The organism is Dactylosporangium sp. CA-139066 (assembly GCF_050936175.1).
In the GTDB taxonomy this organism is placed as follows: Bacteria; Actinomycetota; Actinomycetes; order Mycobacteriales; family Micromonosporaceae; genus Dactylosporangium.
Genome location: NZ_JBNJNH010000001.1, coordinates 9,310,744 through 9,332,054, shown reverse-complemented (window position 1 = coordinate 9,332,054; position 21,311 = coordinate 9,310,744). Strand labels below are relative to the sequence as shown.

18 protein-coding genes, 2 tRNA genes and 2 pseudogenes are annotated in these 21,311 nt (G+C 72.7%); 12 read left to right on the top strand and 10 right to left on the bottom strand.

The window, feature by feature from the left end; translation table 11 throughout:
• Nucleotides 1-108: 108 nt before the first annotated feature.
• On the bottom strand, nucleotides 109-930 hold the full coding sequence (locus tag ACQEVU_RS42740; RefSeq protein ID WP_433334114.1) for an alpha/beta fold hydrolase: 822 nt from the start codon (nucleotides 928-930) through the stop codon (nucleotides 109-111).
• Between the two features lie 647 nt (nucleotides 931-1,577).
• Here ACQEVU_RS42740 and ACQEVU_RS42735 point away from each other — a divergent pair.
• The 6 genes from ACQEVU_RS42735 (at nucleotide 1,578) to ACQEVU_RS42710 (ending at nucleotide 5,922) form a co-directional block, all read left to right on the top strand.
• Nucleotides 1,578-2,336, top strand: coding sequence for a lytic polysaccharide monooxygenase (locus tag ACQEVU_RS42735; protein ID WP_433334112.1), 759 nt, complete (start codon nucleotides 1,578-1,580; stop codon nucleotides 2,334-2,336).
• A 73-nt stretch (nucleotides 2,337-2,409) separates the two neighbouring features.
• Nucleotides 2,410-2,967 carry a DUF305 domain-containing protein gene (locus tag ACQEVU_RS42730; protein ID WP_433334110.1) on the top strand — a complete coding sequence of 186 codons (558 nt, stop codon included), beginning with the start codon at nucleotides 2,410-2,412 and terminating at the stop codon, nucleotides 2,965-2,967.
• A gap of 643 nt (nucleotides 2,968-3,610) precedes the next feature.
• Nucleotides 3,611-4,849 carry an FAD-binding protein gene (locus tag ACQEVU_RS42725; protein ID WP_433334108.1) on the top strand — a complete coding sequence of 413 codons (1,239 nt, stop codon included), beginning with the start codon at nucleotides 3,611-3,613 and terminating at the stop codon, nucleotides 4,847-4,849.
• Nucleotides 4,850-4,858: 9 nt separating this feature from the next.
• Nucleotides 4,859-5,647 carry a fumarylacetoacetate hydrolase family protein gene (locus tag ACQEVU_RS42720; RefSeq protein WP_433334106.1) on the top strand — a complete coding sequence of 263 codons (789 nt, stop codon included), beginning with the start codon at nucleotides 4,859-4,861 and terminating at the stop codon, nucleotides 5,645-5,647.
• Between the two features lie 74 nt (nucleotides 5,648-5,721).
• Nucleotides 5,722-5,793, top strand: a tRNA-Gln gene (locus ACQEVU_RS42715).
• A 53-nt stretch (nucleotides 5,794-5,846) separates the two neighbouring features.
• A tRNA-Glu gene (locus ACQEVU_RS42710) sits at nucleotides 5,847-5,922 on the top strand.
• 494 nt (nucleotides 5,923-6,416) lie between these two features.
• Here ACQEVU_RS42710 and ACQEVU_RS42705 read toward each other — a convergent pair.
• Together ACQEVU_RS42705 and ACQEVU_RS42700 are read right to left on the bottom strand one after the other, a co-directional pair.
• The gene (locus ACQEVU_RS42705) at nucleotides 6,417-6,677 is read right to left on the bottom strand and encodes a hypothetical protein (protein ID WP_433334104.1); all 261 of its coding nucleotides are present in this window, start codon (nucleotides 6,675-6,677) and stop codon (nucleotides 6,417-6,419) included.
• 184 nt (nucleotides 6,678-6,861) lie between these two features.
• Nucleotides 6,862-7,548 carry an IclR family transcriptional regulator gene (locus ACQEVU_RS42700; protein ID WP_223101757.1) on the bottom strand — a complete coding sequence of 229 codons (687 nt, stop codon included), beginning with the start codon at nucleotides 7,546-7,548 and terminating at the stop codon, nucleotides 6,862-6,864.
• Nucleotides 7,549-7,597: 49 nt separating this feature from the next.
• Between ACQEVU_RS42700 and leuC the strand changes: the two genes are divergently transcribed.
• The 3 genes from leuC (at nucleotide 7,598) to ACQEVU_RS42685 (ending at nucleotide 10,338) form a co-directional block, all read left to right on the top strand.
• Nucleotides 7,598-9,016, top strand: a complete 1,419-nt coding sequence (leuC, locus tag ACQEVU_RS42695; protein ID WP_433334102.1) for a 3-isopropylmalate dehydratase large subunit — start codon at nucleotides 7,598-7,600, stop codon at nucleotides 9,014-9,016.
• Between the two features lie 16 nt (nucleotides 9,017-9,032).
• Complete coding sequence (gene leuD, locus ACQEVU_RS42690) at nucleotides 9,033-9,620, top strand: 3-isopropylmalate dehydratase small subunit (RefSeq protein ID WP_433334100.1); 588 nt, start codon at nucleotides 9,033-9,035, stop codon at nucleotides 9,618-9,620.
• Nucleotides 9,621-9,756: 136 nt separating this feature from the next.
• Complete coding sequence (locus ACQEVU_RS42685) at nucleotides 9,757-10,338, top strand: HU family DNA-binding protein (protein WP_433334098.1); 582 nt, start codon at nucleotides 9,757-9,759, stop codon at nucleotides 10,336-10,338.
• A 63-nt stretch (nucleotides 10,339-10,401) separates the two neighbouring features.
• On the opposite strand, the gene ACQEVU_RS42680 is transcribed toward ACQEVU_RS42685, so the two are convergent.
• From ACQEVU_RS42680 to ACQEVU_RS42660, 5 genes and pseudogenes are all read right to left on the bottom strand, one after another.
• On the bottom strand, nucleotides 10,402-11,277 hold the full coding sequence (locus ACQEVU_RS42680; RefSeq protein ID WP_433334096.1) for an NUDIX hydrolase: 876 nt from the start codon (nucleotides 11,275-11,277) through the stop codon (nucleotides 10,402-10,404).
• Nucleotides 11,265-12,785: a CHAD domain-containing protein gene (locus ACQEVU_RS42675; protein ID WP_433334094.1), complete on the bottom strand. Its 1,521-nt coding sequence runs from the start codon at nucleotides 12,783-12,785 to the stop codon at nucleotides 11,265-11,267. The genes ACQEVU_RS42680 and ACQEVU_RS42675 overlap by 13 nt, the downstream gene beginning before the upstream one ends.
• 25 nt (nucleotides 12,786-12,810) lie before the next feature.
• The gene (locus ACQEVU_RS42670) at nucleotides 12,811-14,925 is read right to left on the bottom strand and encodes an RNA degradosome polyphosphate kinase (protein ID WP_433335320.1); all 2,115 of its coding nucleotides are present in this window, start codon (nucleotides 14,923-14,925) and stop codon (nucleotides 12,811-12,813) included.
• A 1,041-nt stretch (nucleotides 14,926-15,966) separates the two neighbouring features.
• Entirely contained in the window at nucleotides 15,967-16,164 is a 198-nt protein-coding gene (locus ACQEVU_RS42665) for a cold-shock protein (protein ID WP_433335318.1), read from the bottom strand.
• An 8-nt stretch (nucleotides 16,165-16,172) separates the two neighbouring features.
• Nucleotides 16,173-16,610, bottom strand: a pseudogene (locus ACQEVU_RS42660) (2-phospho-L-lactate guanylyltransferase); the annotation flags it as partial.
• A gap of 550 nt (nucleotides 16,611-17,160) precedes the next feature.
• Between ACQEVU_RS42660 and ACQEVU_RS42655 the strand changes: the two are divergent.
• From ACQEVU_RS42655 to ACQEVU_RS42645, 3 genes and pseudogenes are all read left to right on the top strand, one after another.
• The gene (locus tag ACQEVU_RS42655) at nucleotides 17,161-17,889 is read left to right on the top strand and encodes a lysophospholipid acyltransferase family protein (protein ID WP_433334092.1); all 729 of its coding nucleotides are present in this window, start codon (nucleotides 17,161-17,163) and stop codon (nucleotides 17,887-17,889) included.
• Nucleotides 17,886-18,917 carry an NAD(P)H-dependent glycerol-3-phosphate dehydrogenase gene (locus ACQEVU_RS42650; RefSeq protein WP_433334090.1) on the top strand — a complete coding sequence of 344 codons (1,032 nt, stop codon included), beginning with the start codon at nucleotides 17,886-17,888 and terminating at the stop codon, nucleotides 18,915-18,917. The genes ACQEVU_RS42655 and ACQEVU_RS42650 overlap by 4 nt, the downstream gene beginning before the upstream one ends.
• A 203-nt stretch (nucleotides 18,918-19,120) precedes the next feature.
• A pseudogene (locus tag ACQEVU_RS42645) lies at nucleotides 19,121-20,224 on the top strand (cystathionine gamma-lyase); the annotation flags it as partial.
• 194 nt (nucleotides 20,225-20,418) lie between these two features.
• Here the strand turns inward: ACQEVU_RS42645 and ACQEVU_RS42640 are convergent.
• Together ACQEVU_RS42640 and ACQEVU_RS42635 are read right to left on the bottom strand one after the other, a co-directional pair.
• Nucleotides 20,419-20,955, bottom strand: coding sequence for a DUF3515 family protein (locus tag ACQEVU_RS42640; protein WP_433334088.1), 537 nt, complete (start codon nucleotides 20,953-20,955; stop codon nucleotides 20,419-20,421).
• A complete protein-coding gene (locus ACQEVU_RS42635; RefSeq protein WP_433334086.1) occupies nucleotides 20,955-21,188 on the bottom strand; it encodes an Lrp/AsnC ligand binding domain-containing protein in 234 nt (77 codons plus the stop codon). The genes ACQEVU_RS42640 and ACQEVU_RS42635 overlap by 1 nt, the downstream gene beginning before the upstream one ends.
• Nucleotides 21,189-21,311 lie beyond the last annotated feature (123 nt).

Below are 21,311 nucleotides of genomic sequence, written 5' to 3'. Positions count from 1 at the left end.
CCAGGCAACCAGCCGCCGGGTCGGATGTCCAAGCGCGCGGGCGCCCGCGCGACGTAGCGGCGGGTGCGCCGGCGGCCGAGCGGTGCCGGCCACCGCCGACGCCGGCGTTCAGTCGCGGACGAACGTGAGCAGGTCGGCGTTGAAGGCCGCCTCGTAGGCGCCGACGATCCCGTGGGAGGCGCCCGGGTACACCTTGAGCGTCGCGTCCTTGAGCAGCTGCACCGTCTTGAGCGCGGCGGCCTGGATCGGCACGATCTGGTCGTCGTCGCCGTGCCCGACGAAGACCGGGATGTCGATCCGCTTCAGGTCCTCGGTGAAGTCCACCTCCGAAAACTCCCGGACGCAGTCGTAGGCGGCCTTCAGCCCGGCCGCCATGCTCTGCAGCCAGAACTCGTCGCGCTTGCCCTGCGACACCGTGCTGCCCGGCCGGTTGGCGCCGTAGAACGGCAGGCTCAGGTCGCGGTAGTACTGCGAGCGATCCGCCGCCAGGCCCGCGCGGATGCGGTCGAACACCGAACGCGGCGACCCCTCGGGGTTGGCCTCGGTCTTGAGCATCAGCGGCGGTACGGCGCCGATGAGCATCGCCTTCGACACGCGCGACGTCCCGTGGCGGCCGAGGTACCGGGTGACCTCGCCCCCGCCGGTGGAGTGCCCGACCAGCACCGCGTTGCTCAGCCCCAGCGTGTCGAGCAGCTCGGAGAGGTCGTCGGCGTACGTGTCCATGTCATTGCCGTTCCACGTCTGCGTGGACCGGCCGTGCCCGCGGCGGTCGTGGGCGATCGCGCGGTAGCCGTTCGAGGCGAGCAGCATCAGCTGGTCGTCCCAGGCGTCGGCATTGAGCGGCCAGCCGTGGCTGAACACGACGGGCCGGCCCGACCCCCAGTCCTTGTAGAAGATCTGGGCACCGTCGGACGTGGTGATGAATGGCATGGCGCCTCCTCGCGGCTCGGTGCTGGTCCCGGTTGCGGCCGGTTCGCGCTGGGCTGCCTGACCGCGATGGGCCGAGATAAACCCGCCCGCGCGGGAATCGGCGCGCTCGCGCCCGGTCGCGGCGTACAGCGGGTGATCCGGGCGGATGATTCGCGCTCAGGCCAGCGCTCGCGCTGTCGCCTCGCGCGCCGTCGCCCCGCGCGTCGTCGGCGCGGAGGCCCCACCGCGGACCGTCGCCTCCGCGCGGTGGCGCCCTCGAGCGCCGTCGGCCCCGCGCGCCGTCGCCGACCGCGCGCCGTTGCCCTCGCGCGGAGGCCCCGCCGCCAGCGTCGCCCTCGCGCGGTGGCGCCCTCGAGCGCCGTCGTCACCGCGGGGCGTCGTCTCTGCGCCGTGGCACCCGGGCGCCGTCGCCTCCGCGCGGATGTCTCACCGCGGCCGTCGCCTCCGCGCGGTGGCCGCTCGTGCGGAGGTGTTTCGCCCAGGTGAACGCCGTCGGCGGGCCTGCGCGCGGGGGCGCCTCAAAGGGGGCGTAACCCTACCTTAAAAGAGAGCGCTCCATTGACCAATATTCATAAAGGTTATTTACTGTTAACAATCCTTCCTTTACATTGGGCGGCATCACCCCCACCGCTGGAAGGAGCGATTGGATGCGCAAAGCGATCGCTGCGGTACCCCTGACGCTGGCCGCCGTGGCCGCCGCACTGCTGGTGACGGCGTCCCCGGCGTCGGCGCACGGGTACATCTCCTCACCACCCAGCCGCCAGGCGATGTGTGCCCAGGGCCGCGTCGCCAACTGCGGCGAGATCGTCTACGAACCGCAGAGCGTCGAGGGCCCGAAGGGCCTGACGAGCTGCAGTGGCGGCAACAGCCGGTTCGCGGAGCTGGACGACCCGAACAAGGGTTGGCCGGCCACCTCGGTCGGCGACACCGTCACGTTCACGTGGGTGTTCACCGCCCGCCACGCCACGACGAACTTCGAGTACTTCATCGGCGGCACCCGCATCGCCAACATCGACGGCGGCGGCCGGCAGCCCGACGCCACCGTGTCGCACACGGTGAGCCTCGGCGGGCGCACCGGACGCCTCCTGGTGCTGGCGCGCTGGAACATCGCGGACACCGGCAACGCGTTCTACTCGTGCGTCGACCTGCAGGTCGGCGGTGGCGGGGGCAACCCCAACCCGACGCCCACGCAGCCGTCGCCGACGCCGACGCGCCCGAGCCCGTCGCCGACCGTCACCCCGACGACGCAGCCGCCGACGGGCACCACCACCTGGGCCGCCGGTACCGCGTACAAGGTCGGCGACCGTGTCACCTACAACGGCGTGACCTACCAGTGCCGCCAGGCGCACACCGCGATCCCCGGCTGGGAGCCGCCCAACGTCCCGGCTCTGTGGCTGCGCGTCTGACCCTCGGTACCGCTGAATGAGCGGTGGCGTCCCGATCGCCGGGACGCCACCGCGCGCAAGGAGACCCCCGGACATGAAACGCTTCGCGTTCCTTCTCGCGGCGTTCCTGCTGGCGGGCTGCGCCGCCGCCCCGGCCCAGCCCGCCCCCGCAGGCACCGCACAACGCGTCTTCAACGACACCGACGTCATGTTCAGCCAGATGATGGCCGCCCATCACAGCCAGGCGCTGGAGATGGTCCGCCTGGCCCGGACGAAGGCGGTACGCGAGGACGTGCGCACCCTCGCGGCCGCGATCGACGTCACGGAGACCGACGAGCTCAAGACGATGCAGGTCTGGCTCGAGTCGTGGGGCCAGCCCCCGGCCGCCGACCCATCCGCGCACGCCGGCCACGGCGGCGCGCACGGCACGAGCCCCGACGACATCAAGGCGCTCGGCGCCAGCAGCGGCAAGGACTTCGAGACCAAGTTCCTCAACATGTTCATCGCCCACCAGCACAACGCGATCGAGATCGCCCGGCTGGAGACCGGCACGGGCGTGAACCCCGGCGCGTTGGACCTGGCCAAGCGCATCGACGAGTCACGGACCGCCGAGATCCAGCAGATGCTTCGGTACCTCGACCAGCCCGCCTGACCCGCCCCCGCGCCCGCCTCGTTCGCGCGTCCGCACCCCGCCCGTCGACCCACCGGCGCCCGCCCGCGCCCGTGCGCCCGCCCGCGCCCGTGCGCCCGCCCGCGCCCGTGCGTCCGCCCGCGCCCGTGCGTCCGTGCGTCCGCCTGCGTTTGGGCAGCCGCTCGCGCCATGGCGCCCGCCGGGGCCTCCGCCCGGCGGGTGCCCGTCCGCGCCTCCGCGCGCCCGTGCGTCCGCCCGCGCCCGTGCGTCCGCGCGTCCGCCCGTGTTTGGGCAGCCGCTCGCGCCATGGCGCCCGCCGGAGCCTCCGCCCGGCGGGTGCCCGCCCGCGCCTCCGCGCGCCCATGCGAGCGCTTCGACTCCGTCCATCAGGTCGTGCGAGCGGTCGTGGCCAGGCCGGGAGTGAGCGCCTTGGACCCACCGCGCTTGTCGGCCTTGGGGGAGCGGCCAACCGGACCGGTCCGGCCTTGTTCGGCGGCGAAGCCTCTATCGTTCGGCGACGAACGGATGCCGGACGGCGACCCGCTTCGACACGATCCCGCGGCCGGCGGTGGACGGTGTGGCACCGTGGGGAGCCGCGCCGGACCGAGCGCATCCGAGCGTCGGGCCGGGCGGTAGGGAAGCGGAGCGCGATCAAGGAGGCGGGATGGGCGACAGGTTGCGGAACTGGGCCGGGAACATCGAGTTCGGGGCGGCGCGGGTGCATCGGCCCGAGACGGTCGAGCAGGTGCAGGAGATCGTGGCGAGCGCGGAGCGGGTGCGGGCGCTCGGTACCGGGCACTCGTTCAACCCGATCGCGGACACGCCGGGCGACCTGATCAGCGTTGCGGGGCTGCCGGCCGACATCCGCATCGACGAGGCGCGGGGGACGGTCAGCGTCGGGGGCGGGGTGCGGTACGGGGATCTGGCGCGGGTGCTGGACGCCGAAGGGTACGCGCTGCACAACCTCGGGTCGCTGCCGCACATCTCCGTCGCGGGCGCGGTCGCGACCGGCACGCACGGGTCCGGCGTCGGGCTCGGGAACCTCGCGACGGCCGTGGCGGGGGTCGAGATCGTCGCCGGCGGGGGAGAGCTGGTGTCGCTCAGGCGCGGGGACGCGGACTTCCCGGGGGCCGTGGTCGCGCTCGGGGCCCTCGGCGTCGTGGTGCGGGTGACGCTGGACGTCGTGCCGGCGTACCGGATGAGCCAGCACGTCTTCGAGCACCTCCCGCGCGCGCAGCTCGACGCGCACTGGGACGAGATCGCGGCGGCGGCGTACAGCGTGAGCCTGTTCACCAGCTGGGCGGGGGACACGGTCGACCAGGTGTGGCTCAAGCGGCGCGTCGGCGACGCGCCCGCGCCCGGCGAGTTGTTCGGGGCCAAACCGGCCGGCGGGGCGCGGCATCCGATCGCGAGCATGTCGCCGGTGCACTGCACGGAGCAGGGTGGCGCGCCCGGGCCGTGGCACGAGCGGCTGCCGCACTTCCGGCTCGACTTCACGCCCAGCAGCGGGGAGGAGCTGCAGACGGAGTACTTCGTGGCGCGCGCGGACGCGCCCGCGGCGTTTGCGGCCGTGGAGCGGGTGCGTGACCTGGTCGTGCCGGCGCTGCAGATCTCCGAGATCCGCACCGTCGCGGCGGACGAGCTGTGGCTCAGCCCGCACTACGGGCGCGACAGCGTGGCGCTGCACTTCACGTGGGTACCGGATAATGATCTTGTTCTTGGGGCGGTTGAGGCGTTGGAGGAGCAGCTCGCGCCGCTGGGGGCGCGGCCGCACTGGGGCAAGGTGTTCCGGCACGCGCCGCGCTACCCGCGCGGTGGCGACTTCGCCGCCCTCGCCGCGCGGATGGACCCGCGGGGCGCGTTCCGCAACGCGTTCGTGGAGCGCTACGTGGGGGCGGAGTAGATTTCCCCCGTGCGTATCGCTCGTTTCGCCCACAACAGTGGCATGTCGTTCGGGGTCGTCGAGGGTGAGCCGTCGGCCGGGCTCACCGGCCTGACCGTCGCCGAGATCGAGGGTCACCCGTTCGGGGACATACGGTTCACGGGGCAGCGCTGGGCCCTGGCCGACGTGAGGCTGCTCTCGCCGATCCTGCCCAGCAAGGTGGTGTGCGTCGGGCGCAACTACGCCGACCACGCGGCCGAGCTCGGCAACGACGTGCCGAAGGAGCCGCTGCTCTTCCTCAAGCCGTCCACGTCGATCATCGGCCCCAACGACGCGATCCGGCTGCCCCCGCAGTCGCAGCAGGTCGAGCACGAGGCCGAGCTCGCCGTCGTGATCGGGGTCACCGGCGCGCGCCGGGTCGACCGCGCGGGCGCGGCGGCGGCCATCTTCGGGTACACCTGCGCCAACGACGTCACCGCGCGCGACCTGCAGCGCAAGGACGTGCAGTTCACGCGCGCGAAGGGGTTCGACTCGTTCTGCCCGATCGGCCCGTGGATCGTCACCGGCGTGGACGTCGGCGACGTCGAGGTGCGCTGCGAGGTCAACGAGGAGGTCCGCCAGCTCGGGCGCACCAAGGACATGGTCTTCGACGTACCGACGCTGGTGTCATATGTGTCACACGTCATGACGCTCCTGCCCGGCGACGTGATCCTCACCGGCACCCCGGCGGGAGTCTCCCCGTTGGTGGCCGGAGACGAGGTCGTGGTCTCGATCGAGGGCATCGGCGCGCTCAGCAACAGGGTCCTGACCTTGGAATAGGCGTGTTGCCGACAACCGATTTGGCTAGGGAGGGGACCTCCGGTAAAGTTCTCTTCCGGCGCGGTAAGCGCCAATGGGGTATGGGGTAATTGGCAGCCCGACTGATTCTGGCTCAGTTAGTCTAGGTTCGAGTCCTGGTACCCCAGCACTGCAGCAAGATCGCGGTGCTGTAGAGTTCCACCGCACGTCGCAGTACTGGGGCCCCGTCGTCTAGCGGCCCAGGACGCCGCCCTCTCAAGGCGGTAGCGCCGGTTCGAATCCGGTCGGGGCTACCATGCAAGGCCGCACCTCTCGGGGTGCGGCCTTTCTGCTTGGTGCCTCCTGCGGCGTTATCCGACCGCTCGCAGGGAGCCGCCGGCCACCGCGCCGCCCGCCACGTACACGGCCGCGCTCGCGGTGCTGATCATGAACGTGTCGTCGCCGTGTGGTTCTCGAACAGCTCCGGGTCGTCGGTAACGGTGACCACGGCCGGACGCGCCGGCGTCCCCGCAGAGGCCGCCGAGAGCGCCCAGGACGTCCGATGGGGCGGCGCCGGTGCCCAGGGGAGGCTACTGAGCCCAATGAGCCGCACGTGGGCGTCGAGACCGTCGTCGCCGTAGGGTCCAGCCTCCTGCGTGGTATGTCCGGTGTGGACGTGGTTGTGCCTCCCCGCGCGATGCAACCGAGGTCGAAACGGGGAAGCGCGCGGCAGATCGGAAAAACGACGCCTCGGATCGGCTCGACGGTCGCGCCCGCGCCGGTGAGGCCCGCGCGGGCGCGCCGCCGACTGTCACAGCTGGGTGGCGATCCCCAGCAGCGCCGCGATGAACACGAACAGGCCGATCATCGCGGTCATGCAGCCGCCGCGGCCGCCGCCGCCGCTCGACTGCGCCGGCGGCGGCAGCTGCGGCTCCTGGGGCTGCTCCGGCGCGGCCGGCGACTCCGGCGCGTCGGGCCTGCTCGGGCCGTGGTCCGAGGCAGGGGTCGACGGGTGGTGGCTTTCCTCCGAGCCGTCCGGCTCGGGGCTGTGAGGAATGGACGAACTGGGCACTGGCGTTCCTTCCAGCCGATGCGCTCCGGGACCGCGCCCCGGATCCGCCGATGCAGTACGCGTCCGCGCCCGGGTCGCCCCGGGCGCTCCGGACGGCACATTCCGCAGATCGTAAGCGCGTCCCCGCAGGGCGCAACCCGTTCGGCGACCGCACCGCCTCGTCGCGGTCAGGTCGCTGTGGGGGCTACAGACCCGACAGGCGCTGCCCCGCGCGCACGACCGCCATCGCGTGCCGATCGCCCGGGCGCCGGCCCAGGCGCTCGATCGGCCCCGAGACGCTGATCGCCGCGATGACCCGCCCCGTGCGGTCGCGGATCGGCGCCGACACGCTCGCCACGCCCGGCTCGCGCTCGGCCACGCTCTGGGCCCAGCCGCGGCGGCGCACCTCGGCCAGCGTGCGCCCGGTGAACTTGCACCGCGGCAGCAGCGGCATCACGGCCTCGGGCGGCTCCCACGCGAGAAGCACCTGCGCGGCCGAGCCGGCCGTCATCGGCAGCACCGCGCCGATCGGCACCGTGTCGCGAAGCCCGCTGGCCCGCTCGGCCGCGGCCACGCACAGCCGCTCGTCGGCCCGGCGCAGGTACAGCTGCGCGCTCTCGCCCGTCGCGTCGCGCAGCGCGGTCAGCATCGGCTCGGCGGCGGTCAGCAGGACGTCCGGTGCGGCGTTGGCGAGCTCGCCCAGCCGCGGGCCCGGGCGCCAGCGGCCCTGGGCGTCACGAACAAGTAAGCGGTGGATTTCCAACGCCTGCGCCAGGCGGTGTGCGGTGGCGCGCGGAAGCTTGGTCCGCTCCACCAATTCCGCCAGGCTGGCGCCGTCGACGCAGGCGGCAAGGATGACAACCGCCTTGTCGAGCACGCCGACACCGCTCATACTGTGTCCCACAGACCGAAACATACCTCCCAAATTTTAGGATGTCCAGATGGTGGGAGAAGCCCAACAGCAGCCGCGTACGCTGGCGGAGAAGGTGTGGGACGCGCACGTCGTGCGGGCCGCCGCCGGTGAGCCCGACCTGCTTTACATCGACCTGCACCTGCTGCACGAGGTCACCAGCCCGCAGGCGTTCGACGGCCTGCGCATGTCCGGGCGCCCCGTGCGCCGGCCCGACCTCACGATCGCGACGGAAGACCACAACACGCCGACCGACAACCTGCTGACGATCAGCGACCCGGTCTCGCGCACGCAGATCGAGACGCTGCGGCGCAACACCGAGGAGTTCGGGATCCGGCTGCACCCGCTGGGCGACGCCCAGCAGGGCGTCGTCCACGTCATGGGACCGCAGCTGGGCCTCACCCAGCCGGGCATGACCATCGTGTGCGGCGACTCGCACACCTCCACGCACGGCGCGTTCGGCGCCCTCGCGTTCGGCATCGGCACGTCCGAGGTCGAGCACGTCCTGGCGACGCAGACGCTGTCCCAGGCGCGCCCGCGCACGATGGCGGTCAACGTCGTCGGCGACCTCGGCCCGGGCGTCACCGCCAAGGACCTGGTGCTGGCGCTCATCTCCCAGGTGGGCACGGGCGGCGGGCGCGGGCACGTTGTGGAGTACCGCGGCCCCGCGATCGAGAAGCTGTCCATGGAGGGTCGGATGACCATCTCCAACATGTCGATCGAATGGGGCGCCAAGGCCGGCATGATCGCGCCGGACGAGACCACGTTCGCCTACATCGAGGGCCGGCAGTACGCCCCGAAGGGTGAGGACTGGGATCGCGCGAAGGAGTACTGGCGCAGCCTGGGCACCGACGAGGGCGCCAAGTTCGACACCGAGGTGACGCTGGACATCTCGCAGCTCACCCCGTTCGTCACCTGGGGCACCAACCCCGGCCAGGGTGCGCCGCTGGGCGGCTTCGTGCCCAGCCCGGACGACTTCGTCGAGAGCGCCGAGCGCGTCGCGGCGCAGAAGGCGCTGGAGTACATGGCGCTGACCCCGGGCACCGCGCTGCGGGACGTCGCGATCGACGTGGTGTTCCTCGGCTCCTGCACCAACGGCCGGCTCGAGGACCTGCGCGCCGCGGCCGAGGTCCTGCGCGGGCGCAAGGTCGCCGACAGCGTACGGATGCTGGTGGTGCCGGGCTCCGCGTCCGTGCGCGTGGCCGCGGAGGAGGAGGGCCTCGACCAGGTCTTCACCGACGCCGGCGCGGAGTGGCGCTTCGCCGGCTGTTCCATGTGCCTGGGCATGAACCCGGACACGCTCAAGCCGGGCGAGCGCTCCGCCTCGACGTCCAACCGCAACTTCGAGGGGCGCCAGGGCCGCGGCGGTCGCACCCACCTGGTTTCGCCGCCGGTTGCCGCCGCGACCGCCGTTGCCGGTCATCTCGCCGCCCCCGCCGACCTGAACTAAAAGGGACACGAACATCATGGAGAAGTTCACCGTCCACACCGGCACGGCGGTTCCGCTGCGCCGGTCCAACGTGGACACCGACCAGATCATCCCCGCCGTCTACCTCAAGCGCGTCACCCGCACCGGGTTCGCCGACGGGCTGTTCAACGCCTGGCGTTCCGACCCCGAATTCGTGCTCAACAATCCGGCGTACGAGGGCGCCTCGATCCTCGTCGCGGGGCCCGAGTTCGGCACCGGATCCTCGCGTGAGCACGCCGTTTGGGCGCTGACGGACTATGGATTCCGGGTGGTTGTCGCGCCGCGTTTCGGCGACATCTTCCGGGGCAACTCGCTCAAGGCCGGCCTGCTGCCGGTCGAGCTCGACCTCGAAAACGTCGAGACCCTGTGGTCCGCGATCGAGGCTGACCCGAAGCTTGCGGTAACGGTCGACCTCGAGGCCCGCCAGTTGCGCGCGGCCGGCCACGAATGGGCCTTCCCACTGGACGATTTCAGTCGCTGGCGGCTGCTGGAAGGCCTCGACGACATCGGTCTCACCCTTCGCCACGAGGACGCTATCAGCGCCTTCGAACAAGGCCGTCCGGAGTGGACACCCGTCGTTCACTAGCCCTCGCAGGGCGTCTCGATGAGCCGTCGGTCAAATCCGTTACTCCACAACGATTTCTTTTCCGTCATATGTTTGTATCCTGTGTGCGTTGGGATACCTTGCCCACAGGGACTTCAATTCTGGTACGGGAGGAAACGTGAACAAGGCCGAGCTCATCGAGGCGCTCAGCGCTCGCCTGGGCGACAAGAAGTCGGCAAACGCGGCGCTGGACGCGGTGCTGGCCGAGATCCAGGCCGCCGTGACCAAGGGCGACAAGGTCGCCATCACCGGTTTTGGCGTGTTCGAGAAGCGCGTCCGTGGTGCGAGAACCGCCCGCAACCCGCGCACCGGTGAAGCGGTGAAGGTGAAGAAGACGTCGGTTCCCGCGTTCCGCGCCGGCGCCAGCTTCCGCGAGATGGTCGCCAGCGGCAAGGTGCCGAAGGTTGCCGCCGCGGCCAAGAAGACCGCAGCGACGAAGGCCACGACGGCGAAGGCGACGACCGCCAAGGCCACCACGGCGAAGGCAGCGGCGACGAAGGCCGCTCCGGCCAAGGCCGCGACCAAGACCGCCCCGGCCAAGGCCGCCGCCACCAAGGCCGCGCCCGCCAAGAAGACCGCCGCCAAGACGACGCGCGCCGCGGCGTCGTCGACGGCTCGCAAGACGACGACGGCGGCCGCCGCCGCCAAGACCACCACCGCCGCGAAGAAGGCGCCGGCCAAGAAGGCCGCCGCCAAGTAAGGCAGGCTACGAAAAGGGCGGCGCCGCGAATCGCGGCGCCGCCCTTTTCGCATTTCTCCGTGGCTACTGCACCGTCATCGGCACGAGGCGGTCCCAGCCGGCGAGGCGGCCCTCCGAGAAGCACAGCACCCAGCCGGTGCCCTTGCGGGTATGGAAATTGAAATCGGCGCGCTTCGTCAGCGCCACCATCAGCGGCGGCATGAGCTTGCCCTGGCTGCACACCACCGTCGTGCCGCCGCGCCGGGCCAGCGCCACCAGCGCCGCCGCGGCGGGATCAGGCGCCTGCAGTTCGTCGAACGTCGCATCGGCCTCGACCGGCAGCCCCAGCGGCTCCACGGTCTGCCGGCAGCGCCTGGGGGTGGCCGACACCACCCGGTCGGGCCGCAGCAGCGTCAGCAGGCCGTTCAGGGCCTGCGCGTCGCGTTCCCCGGACGGCTCCAGGGGCCGCTCGGCGTCCGGGCCGGCCCAGTCGCGCCGCCTGCCCGCCTTCGCGTGGCGAACCAGCGCCACCACGCCCGTCACCGGCGGCAGGGCCAGGAACGCCCGCACGACGCCGCGGTCGTGCGCGTAGCTCAGCAGCGCCTGCGCGTCCGCGGCCGGTACCCACCGCGCCTCCTCGATCTCGTCGTCGGGCGGCCGGGGCGCCCAGGCGGCCGCGCGCATCGACCAGTAGTCGACGCTCTTCTCCACGCCCGGCTCGCCGGTGAGGTACCGGACCGACGGCAGCCGCAGCTGCGGCACCGCCTCCACCGACGTCTCCTCGTAGACCTCGCGCACGGCGGCGGCCAGCTCGTGCTCGCCCGGGTCGAGCTTGCCCTTGGGCAGGGACCAGTCGTTGTACCGCGGGCGGTGCACCAGCACGATCTCCGGCGCCCCGCCCTCGCTGCGCCGCCACACCACGCCGCCGGCCGCGCGGACCACCGAGTTCACTTCAGCCATGCGATGTTCTTATCCTCCACGACCGCCTGCCACACGGCCGGGAACTCGGCGCGGGCGCGCGTGACCGCCGCCCGCTCGCGTTCGAACAACCGCCCCGCGGTCACGGCCAGGGCCACGTCGCCGGGCTCGGTCGCCGCCGCGCCGACCCAGGCGTCCGCGGCGATCGCCGCGTCCTGATGCTCGCCGAGCACACCCTGCGCCCGTGCGATGGCCTTTGCCAGCTGTACCGCGTCGGGGCCCACGACCGCCGCAACCGCGTCGGCGGCGTAGCGGGCCCGCTTGGCCCGCTTGCGGACCTCGTGCCAGTCGTCGTCGGGCAGGTCGGGGGTGAGCCCGCCCGCGCCCGGCGCGCCGCCCCCGCCGAACGCCAGCTTCCGCCACGGCTTGCGCACGATGCCCGGCAGGACCCGGTCGGCCCGCTCCCGCGCCAGCGGCGACAGTCGAGGCGCCTGCACGGCGGCGACGAGCGAGTCGAGCAGCTTCACGTATCGCCGCGAGTGCAGCGCCGCGTCCAGGGTGACCAGCGCCTGCGCCTGCTGCGAGGCCAGCGCCGCGTCGATGCGCTCGACCGCCTCCCGGTCCGGCGGCGACAGTGGGTCGACCGCGGCCGTGCGGTACAGCCGGGCGCGCAGCACCTCGACGTCCCGCGCGCCGCCGAGCGCCGCGGCGAGCCAGGCCAGCTCCGCGCGCAGCCGCGCCGTCCATTCCGGCTCCAGCAGCGCCTGGAACGTCTGCAGGTCGCTGCGCAGCCGGCGGGTGCCGACCCGCATCTGGTGCACCGGGGTGTCGCCGTTGGGCATCAGCTCGCGCAGCCGCGCGAACGGGTCGTGCTTGAAGATGCGCGCCACGTCGCGGCGGATCGCCTCGGTCACGATGTCGCCGGCGCGCGCCTTGCGCTGCAGCGGCGCGGGCGCGACCAGGACCGCCGGCTCCAGCGGCCCCATCGCCCGCACGTGCTTGGGCACGAAGTCGCCCACCTGCGCGCCCGCGCGCAGCAGCAGGCGCTCGATCTTGTCCAGCGTCTTCGTCTCCCCGCCGACGCGCTCGACCTCGATCTCCCGGAAGCTGGAAGCGACGCGGCGGCCGTCCATGACGCTCACCGCGTCGTCGGCCACCTCCGCCAGCACGTTGCCGTCGCGGTCGGTCACGTCGTAGACGGTGCGCGACGTGCGCAGCACCGCCGCCGGCAGCAGGGTGCGCCCGCGCCGGTACGCCGTGACCAGGTCCAGCAGGTCCTCCGGCACGACGCCCGCGCCCGCCGACGGGCGGGAGTGCTCATGGCGCACGCCGGGCCTCGAGGACGGCAGCTTCACCGTCCAGACGCGCGACCGGGCGTCGCTGGTGCGGTACCGAAGCGAAACCCCATGCCGGGCGAGCAGCCGCTCGGTGGTGTCGTAGTAGGTCGCCCGCAACGACACCGGGCCCCGGACGCTCACCCTTCCGGCGGCGCCGAGGTCCGGCATGGTGAATCCGTCGTCGACCAGGTACTTGCGCTCTTCCTCCAGCATCCAGCCACCTTCGACGTTGGACCGGCTACTCAACCCGGTCGACAATGCGGCGCAGCAGCGCCTCCTGCGCGTTCTTGCCCGGACGCCGGTGCCAATCGCCGTTGCCCGACAGCTCGAACGCGCCCGTATCGTCGCTCATCATCAGGGCGAGCACGCGATGCAGTTCCTCGGTCGAGGCCGGGTCGGTCACCTGGACCAGCGCCTCCACGCGGCGGTCCAGGTTGCGGTGCATGAGATCCGCCGAGCCGATCCAGTACTCCGCGCGGGCGCCGTGCCCGAAGCGGAACACCCGCGAGTGCTCGAGGAACCGGCCCAGGATCGATCGGACCCGAATGTTCTCGGACAGGTCCGGCACGCCCGGGCGCAGCGCGCAGATGCCGCGCACGATCAGGTCGACGTTCGTGCCCGCGCGGCTCGCCCGGTACAGCGAGTCGATGATCTCCTCGTCGACCAGCGAGTTCACCTTGATCTGGACCAGGCCGTCGGCGCCGTACGCGACCTCGCGCTCGATCCGCTCGATGATCCCGCGCCGTACGCCGTGCGGGGCGACCAGCAGCCGGCGGTACGACGTCTGGCGGCTGTAGCCGGTGAGCACGTTGAACAGGTCGGTCAGGTCGGCGCCCACCTCCGGGTCGGCGGTCAGCAGGCCGTAGTCCTCGTACAGCCGCGCCGTCTTCGGGTGGTAGTTGCCGGTGCCGATGTGGCAGTACCGCCGGATGTGGTTGCCCTCCTGGCGCACCACCAGGGCCGTCTTCGTGTGCGTCTTGAGGCCCACGAGGCCGTAGACGACGTGGCAGCCGGCGCGCTCCAGCGTCCGCGCCCAGCCGATGTTCGCCTTCTCGTCGAAGCGCGCCTTGACCTCGACGAGCACCACCACCTGCTTGCCCGCCTCGGCCGCGTCGACGAGCGCGTCGACGATCGGCGAGTCGCCACTGGTGCGGTACAGCGTCAGCTTGATCGCCAGTACGTTCGGATCGGCGGCGGCCTGCTCGATGAAGCGCTGCACGCTCGTGGAGAACGAGTGGTACGGGTGGTGCACGAGGATGTCGTGGTCGCGCAACCGCGCGAACACGCTGCGCGGCGTCTCGCCCTCGGCGAAGTGGGGGTGCGTCGCGGGCACGAACGGCGGGTCCTTCAGGTCCGGACGATCGACGCCGTTGTACACCTCCCACAGCGCCGTCAGGTCCAGCCACCCCGGCACGCGCAGCACGTCGTGGGAGTCCATGTCCAGCTCGCGGACGAGCAGCTCCAGCACGTGGTCGGAGATCGACGCGGCCACCTCCAGCCGCACCGGCGGCCCGAAGCGCCTCCGCGCGAGCTCCCGCTCCAGCGCCTGCAGCAGGTCCTCGTCGCGGTCCTCGTCGAGCTCCACCTCGGCGTTGCGGGTCACCCGGAACAGGTGGTGCTCGACCACCTGCATGCCGGAGAACAGCTGCCCGAGGTGCGCGGCGATCAGCTCCTCGACCGGCAGGAAGCGCATGACGCGCGCACCGTCGCGCGCGGCGTGCAGCGCGAAGAACCGCGGCACGTTGTTCGGCACCTTGATCCGCGCGAACAGCTCCGGCCCGCCGTCCTTCTCCCGCACCACGACGGCCAGGTTCAGCGAGAGCCCCGAGATGTACGGGAACGGGTGCGCCGGGTCCACCGCCAGCGGCGTGAGCACCGGGAAGATCTGCTCGCGGAACGACGCGCGCATCCGCTCCCGCTCGGCCGGGTCGAGCTCCGTCCAGCGAACGATGTGGATGTTCTCCTCGGCCATCGCCGGCGCGATCTCCTCGGCGAAGACCCGCGACTGCCGCGACATCAGCGCGGTCGTGCGCTCCGCGATCTGCTCCAGCTGCTCCGTCGGCGGCTGGAACCCCGGCCGCCGCACGGGCAGGCCGGTCTGCAGCCGCCGCTTCAGCCCCGCGACGCGCACCATGTAGAACTCGTCGAGGTTGCTGGCGAAGATGGCGAGGAACTTGGCCCGCTCCAGCAGCGGCGTGCCCGCGTCCTCGGCCAGCGTCAGCACCCGCGCGTTGAAGTCGAGCCAGGACAGCTCGCGGTTGAGATACCGGTCTTCCGGGAGCGGTTTCTCCTCATCCTGTACCCGCAGATCGCCCTCTTCGGACCCGAACCACCCGGCACTCTGGTTCGCGATGGCGGCCTCAAGGTCACCGACAGGCGCGCCCGCGCGGTCTGCGGCGTGCTCGGCGGCGCCGGCCCCTTCGGCCGCCGCGTCCGCGTCCTTGATCACCGCGTCGGTTTGCCCGGCGGCGGCCGGCGCCTCCGCCCGCTGTGGGGCCGGGCTCGTGGGGGCGGCCTGGGCGGCGTTTACGGCCGCATCATGCCCGTCCGCCGGGACCGCGCCGGCTACCTGGCCGTTCGTTGAGCTGGTGGTCCGCGCCGTGGCTCCGTTGACGCCGGTCGTCGGCGGCTTGGTCGCCGATCGCGCGGGGGCGGCCTTCGCCGGCTCGCCGGTCTTGGCAGGCGTAGCGGCGTTGGCGGGCGTCGCGGACTTGGCAGGCGTAGCGGCCTTGGCCGGGGCGGCGGCTTTCGAGGGGGCTGTGGCCTTCGCTGGGTTCGCGGGCCTGGCGGCGGGCCCGCTTCCGGCCGGCGCGTCGGCGGTCGGCCCGCTCGTCGTCGGCTGGGCCGCGGCGGGCTTGGTGCCCGTCGCCTTCGCCGGGGCGGCCTTCGTCGCCGTCGGCTTGGCTTCCGCAGGCTTCGCGGTCTCCGGAGCCTGCGTGCTCCCGGCCGGCGTTGCGTCACCGCCCGTCTCGTCCGCCGGAGCGGCTCCCGCGGGCGTCACGTCGCCGGCTGCGGGCTCCCGATCAGCAGCTGGCGAGTCCGCGGGCAGCTGGTCCGCGGGCTCGGGCGGCGTCGCGGCGGCGGACGATTTCGTTGGGCTCTTCTGCGCGGGCACCCGCTCTGGCGTCCGCGTCGTGTCTGCCGTGGCCTCGTTCACCGTGACCTCGCTCACCGTGGCTCCGTCGGCCGCTGTGGACCGCGCGACCTTTGTGGCCCGACGCGCCCGCGCCGGAGTCCCGTTCTCGCTGGACCTCGTCGTCTTGGGCGGCGAACTTGCCGGATCGGACCGCTGGGCGGCGCTGCGCGGGCGGCTACGACCGGGCTTGCTCTCGTCCACCGGATCATCATGGCCTGTTTGTGCCGGTCTGAACATGAACTTCCCGCTGCCTGGCCCTCACGGAAGGGTCGGGAGTGTGACCTTCGTGATCGTGCCCACATCGTCGTGGTCGAGCCGCACCCGCTGGCCGAGCCGCAGGTGGCGCAGCCCGGATGCGTCGAACGCCGCCGCCGGGAACGAAATCTCGACCCCGTCGTCGAGCAGCACCGTGCCCGTACGACTCTCCTCGTCGAACGTCGCGACCGTGCCCTGCATGCCGATCACGCTACCGTGCAGATGACTTGTCCGGTATGTGCGCCGAGGCCCAAACGCGCCGCGGCATCGAGATCGGCCGCGGTGTCTACGTCGCGACGCAGGCTCGGCCACGCTCCGTCGAGCTGCACCGCGCCCGAGCTCAGGTGCGCCGCGGCCGAGCCGGGGCCGAACAGCGGCGTGAGTGGCTGGCCGGCCGGCGCGGCGAGCAGCACCGTGCCGGTGCCCTCGAGATCGGGCACGAACGCCCGCTGACCCGTCCGCGTGGCCGCGAGCAGCGCGGACTCAAGGTCTTCGGGGCGCATGGCCGGCAGGTCCGCGGTCAGCGCGACCACCGAGAACGCGTCCTCGCGCGCGGCGTCGGTCCACGTCGCGTCCGTGCGTGCCACATAAGCCTGCGCGACGTCGGCGCCGGCTACGTCCATCGGCGCCGCGTCCCCGCGCGTAGCGTCCGCCTGGGTCGCGTCCTCGCGCGTCCCGCCTGCGTGGGCGGCGTCCGCGCGCTCGGAAAGCGCCTCGTGTCCGTGGGCGCCTCGCTCGCCGCGCGTGCCGGGCGCCGCCGGGTCCGCCCGGTCGCGGCGCGACGTGGCGGTGTGCTGGGCCGCCTGGGCGCCGTAGGCCAGGGCGGCGTTGAGGCCGGCGGCCGGGGCGTCGGGCAGGCATAGGGCGCCCAGCTCGGTCAACTCCGCGCACACGGCCGGGTCATCACAGATCACGACGACACGGGCGACCGCGCGGCACGCGAGCGCGGCGGCTACCGTGTCGCGTGCCATGGCCAGGACCAGGTCGGGGTGTACGGCCTCGGGCACGGCGCCGCGCAGGCGCGTCTTGGCCGCTCGCAGGGGCTTGACCGGCACCACGGCAACCCAGGAGGCCGGTCGCTCGGAAGCCGTCGGCTGGGGCGTCGACTGGCCGTGGCAGTGCATGAGCCATCCTGACACGGCCACCCGGCGCCCGGCAGTGGCATGATTCGCAGCAGAACCGTGAGGGGAGGGTGAGATGGTGCGCCGGAGGCTCGGCTTCTGGCGGCGTTTCGCCGTCATGACCGTCAAGCCCGCGATCCAGGTGCTGACCCGTCGCACCTGGCGAGGCATGGAACACATCCCGGCCGAGGGTGGGGTGATCATTGTGGTCAACCACATCTCCCACGCGGACCCGCTGACCGTCGCGCACTACATCTACGACGCGGGGCGGTGGCCCTCGTTCCTGGCCAAGTCCAGCCTGTTCGAGGTGCCGGTGCTGGGGTACCTGCTCAAGGCGGTCCACCAGATCCCGGTGCGCCGCGGGACCACCGACGCGGTCAAGGCGCTCGAGGCCGCCCGGGAGGGCGTGCGCGCGGGCGAGGCCGTGGTCATCTACCCGGAGGGCACCACGTCGCGCGAGCCCGACCTGTGGCCGATGCGCGGCAAAACCGGCGCGGCCCGGCTGTGGCTGGACACTCGCGCGCCCGTGATCCCGATCGTCATGTGGGGGCCGGAGCGGATCTACGACCCGCGGACGAAGAAGCTCAAGCTGTTCCCGCGCGCGATGATCACGATCCAGACGGGCGAGCCGATGGACCTGTCGGCCTGGGCGGACGCGCAGCCGACGGCGCAGACCCTGGGGGAGATCACCGAGCACATCATGCTGCATCTGCGCGACATGCTGGCGGAGATCCGCGGCGGTACTCCACCGCCGCTGTGGACCCCGAAGCGCCCGACGGAGCGATCCGAAGAGCAGGCGGCATGAGCATTCAGCGCGCGGCGGTCCTCGGCGCCGGCTCGTGGGGCACGGCGTTCGCGAAGGTGCTGGCCGACGCCGGCACCCCCGCCGTCACCATCTGGTCGCGCCGGCCCGAGCTGGCCGCCTCGATCCGCGATCAGCATCAGAACCCGGACTACCTGCCGGCCCTGTGGCTCCCGGGCGCTGTCACCGCCACGTCCGACGCGCACGAGGCGATCGACGGCGCCGACCTCGTCGTCCTCGCCGTCCCGTCGCAGACGCTGCGCGCCAACCTTTCGGCCTGGAGCGGCGCGATCGGCGCGGACACCACCCTGGTGAGCCTGATGAAGGGCATCGAGCTCGACACGCTCAAGCGGATGAGCGAGGTGATCGTCGAGGTCGCCGACGTCGAGCCGGACCGCGTCGTCGTGGTCACCGGGCCCAACCTGGCGCCCGAGATCGCCGCCGAGCAGATCGCCGGCACGGTCGTGGCCTGCCGCGACATCCGCCGGGCCGAGCTGGTCCAGCGGGCGATCAGCACGCGGTACCTCCGGCCGTACACGAACGACGACGTCGTCGGCTGCGAGCTCGGCGGCGCCGTCAAGAACGCGATCGCCCTGGCCTACGGCATGGCCTCGGCCCTCGGCTTCGGCGACAACACCAAGGCGACCCTGATCACGCGCGGCCTCGCGGAGACCTCCCGCCTGGGCGCGGCGCTGGGCGCCAACCCGATGACGTTCGCCGGCCTGGCCGGGCTCGGCGACCTCATCGCGACGTGCTCGTCGCCGCTGTCGCGCAACCGCACGTTCGGCGAGCGCCTCGGCCGCGGCGAGACCCTCGAGCACGCCCAGGCGGCGACCCGCCAGACCGCCGAGGGCGTCAAGAGCTGCCTGTCGATCCGTGACCTCGCACACAGCGTCGGCGTCGAGATGCCGATCACGGAGCAGGTCGAGCAGGTCTGCCACGAGGGCGTCGACACGCTCAAGGCCATTGCCGCGCTCATGGCGAGGGAGACGAAGCCGGAGCGCCCGGGCGTCCCCTCGACCGGCCAGTGACCTTCAACGGCCCCGGCTCGGACGCACCCGCGGACCGGCCGGCCCCCGACGTAGCCCCGGACGAGCGCGCGGAGGCGGCAGCGGCGCCGTCCGGCGCGGCCGCAGACGTGCCCTCGGAGGCGCCCGGCACCGTCGCCGGCCAAGGCTCGGACGGGCGCGGGGGCGGCCCCGCAGGTGCCCCTGAGCCGGCCGCAGCGGCGCGCGGAGACGGGACCCGCGTGGTGCATGCCGGCGTGCCCGCGCCGGTCGCGGGGGAGCCGTTCCTGCCGTCGCCGGTGTTCGTCGCGCCGTACCACCTCGATCCGGTCGCCGGGCCGCAGGCGGGCGTGGACGGGTACGGGCGGACGGACAACCGGACGTACCGGATGCTGGAGCAGGCCATCGGCGAGCTGGAGGGCGGCGAGTGCGTCGTCTTCGCCTCCGGGATGGCGGCGATCACGGCGGTGCTGCTGGCCACGCTGCGCAGCGGCGACGCCGTGGTGCTTCCCGCCGACGGGTACTTCCTGACGCGGGCCTTCGCCGGCGAGCACCTGCCCGGGCGCGGGATCGAGGTGCGCACGATGCGGACCGCCGGGCCGTACCCGGACTTCGGCGGCGTCCGCCTCCTGCTGCTCGAGACCCCGTCCAACCCCGGCCTTGACGTGTGTGACGTTGCCGACCTTGCCGCGCGGGCGCACGCGGCCGGGGGCCTCGTCGCGGTCGACAACACCACGCCGACGCCGCTCGGGCAAAGGCCCCTGGACCTCGGCGCGGACTTCTCGGTCGCGTCGGCCACCAAGGCGCTCACCGGGCATTCCGACATGCTGCTGGGCTACGTGTGCGCGCGGGACCCGGAGCTCGTGGCGACGATCCGCACCTGGCGCGCGCGGACGGGCGGCGTGCCGGGGCCGTTCGAGGCGTGGCTGGCCCACCGCTCGCTCGGCACGCTGGACCTGCGCCTCGCCCGGCAGACGGCGAACGCGGCGGCCGTGGCGGAGGTGCTGGCCGGCCATCCGGCGGTCGCGTCCGTGCGGTGGCCCGGTCGCCCGGGCGACCCCGCGTACGCGGCGGCGGCCCGCCAGATGCGCCGCGTCCCCGGCGTCGTGACGTTCACCCTGGCTGGCAAGCCGGCCGTGGACCGCTTCCTCGCCGCGTCCGAGCTGGTGTTCGCCGCGACGTCGTTCGGCGGGCTGCACACCTCGGCGGACCGGCGGGCGCAGTGGGGTGACGACGCGCCCGAGGGCCTGGTGCGTCTCTCGTGCGGCGTGGAGGACACGGCCGACCTGGTCGCGGACGTTCGCCGCGCGCTGGACGCCGCGTCGGGCTGACGCGCCCGCGCCCTGCGCCTGCTCGACATCCAGCTGGCTCGGCTGCCCGTGGGCAGGGGCAAGGGCGCGAATGACAGAGTGCATGGTTGATGTCACTGCGCGCGGACGGTCCGAGCGATGCGGCTTCAAGCAGGTCGCGCGCATCCGCGCGGAGGCGGAGTTGTCCCCCGTTCAGGTGCGAACGGGGCGGCCGCTCAGCAGTGGACCGGGCCCGGTGCCGTGGCGGGCACGGTGGCGACGATCGGCGCTGAAAGATTCACGAGCCAGGAGCCGTCGGCGGCCTTGGGTACCACCACGCGGAGCGCCACCTCGCGGTCGACCGTGTGCCAGACGGTCTCGCCGGAGCGTTCCTCGGGGTACCAGCAGACGTTCGACAGGCCGAGCAGTTGGGCGTCCGGGGGGATCGTGGCCTGTGCTACGCCGCACGAGAGCACGATCGCCGGGTCGCCGAACGCGGCGTTCTGCTCCGCGCCGGCGGTGACGGGGCGGCGGGCGAGGCCGCCGAGTGCGTCCGGGAGCTTCGCCACCAAGGCCCGGCACACGGTGGCCGGGCTCGGGGCGAGCTGGGGCGCCTCAGCGGGTACCGCTGCCGCGCTTGGCTTGTCGGCATGGCCCGGGAAGCCACCCAGGCCCCAGAATGCGACCAGGCCGGCCAACAGCGCGACGGGCAGGGCCGCGAAGGTGGCGATCCGGCCGGGGCTGGGGGCCGGGCGGGTGGTGTCGACGGTCACTACAAGTGCACCACCGAGCACGTGACGGTGCGGGTGATGCCGGGCACGAGCTGGACCTTCGACACGATGAGCTGGCCCAGTTCGTCGATGCTGCGGGCCTCCGTGAGCACGACGACGTCGTAGGGGCCAGTGACCGCGTCCACGCGCACCACCCCGCCGAGGCCGTGGATGGCCGTGGCGACGTCGCGTGCCTTGCCGACCTCTGTTTGGATCAGGATGTAGGCCTGTACCACGACACGACTCCCTCCCTGCCGTACGAGCGCTGACCAGGCGTCAACCTACCGCAAGAATGGAACCGGCAAATCAACCGCCGTGCGTGATCATGCCATGACGCGCGGCTTCGGCGACACTATCGA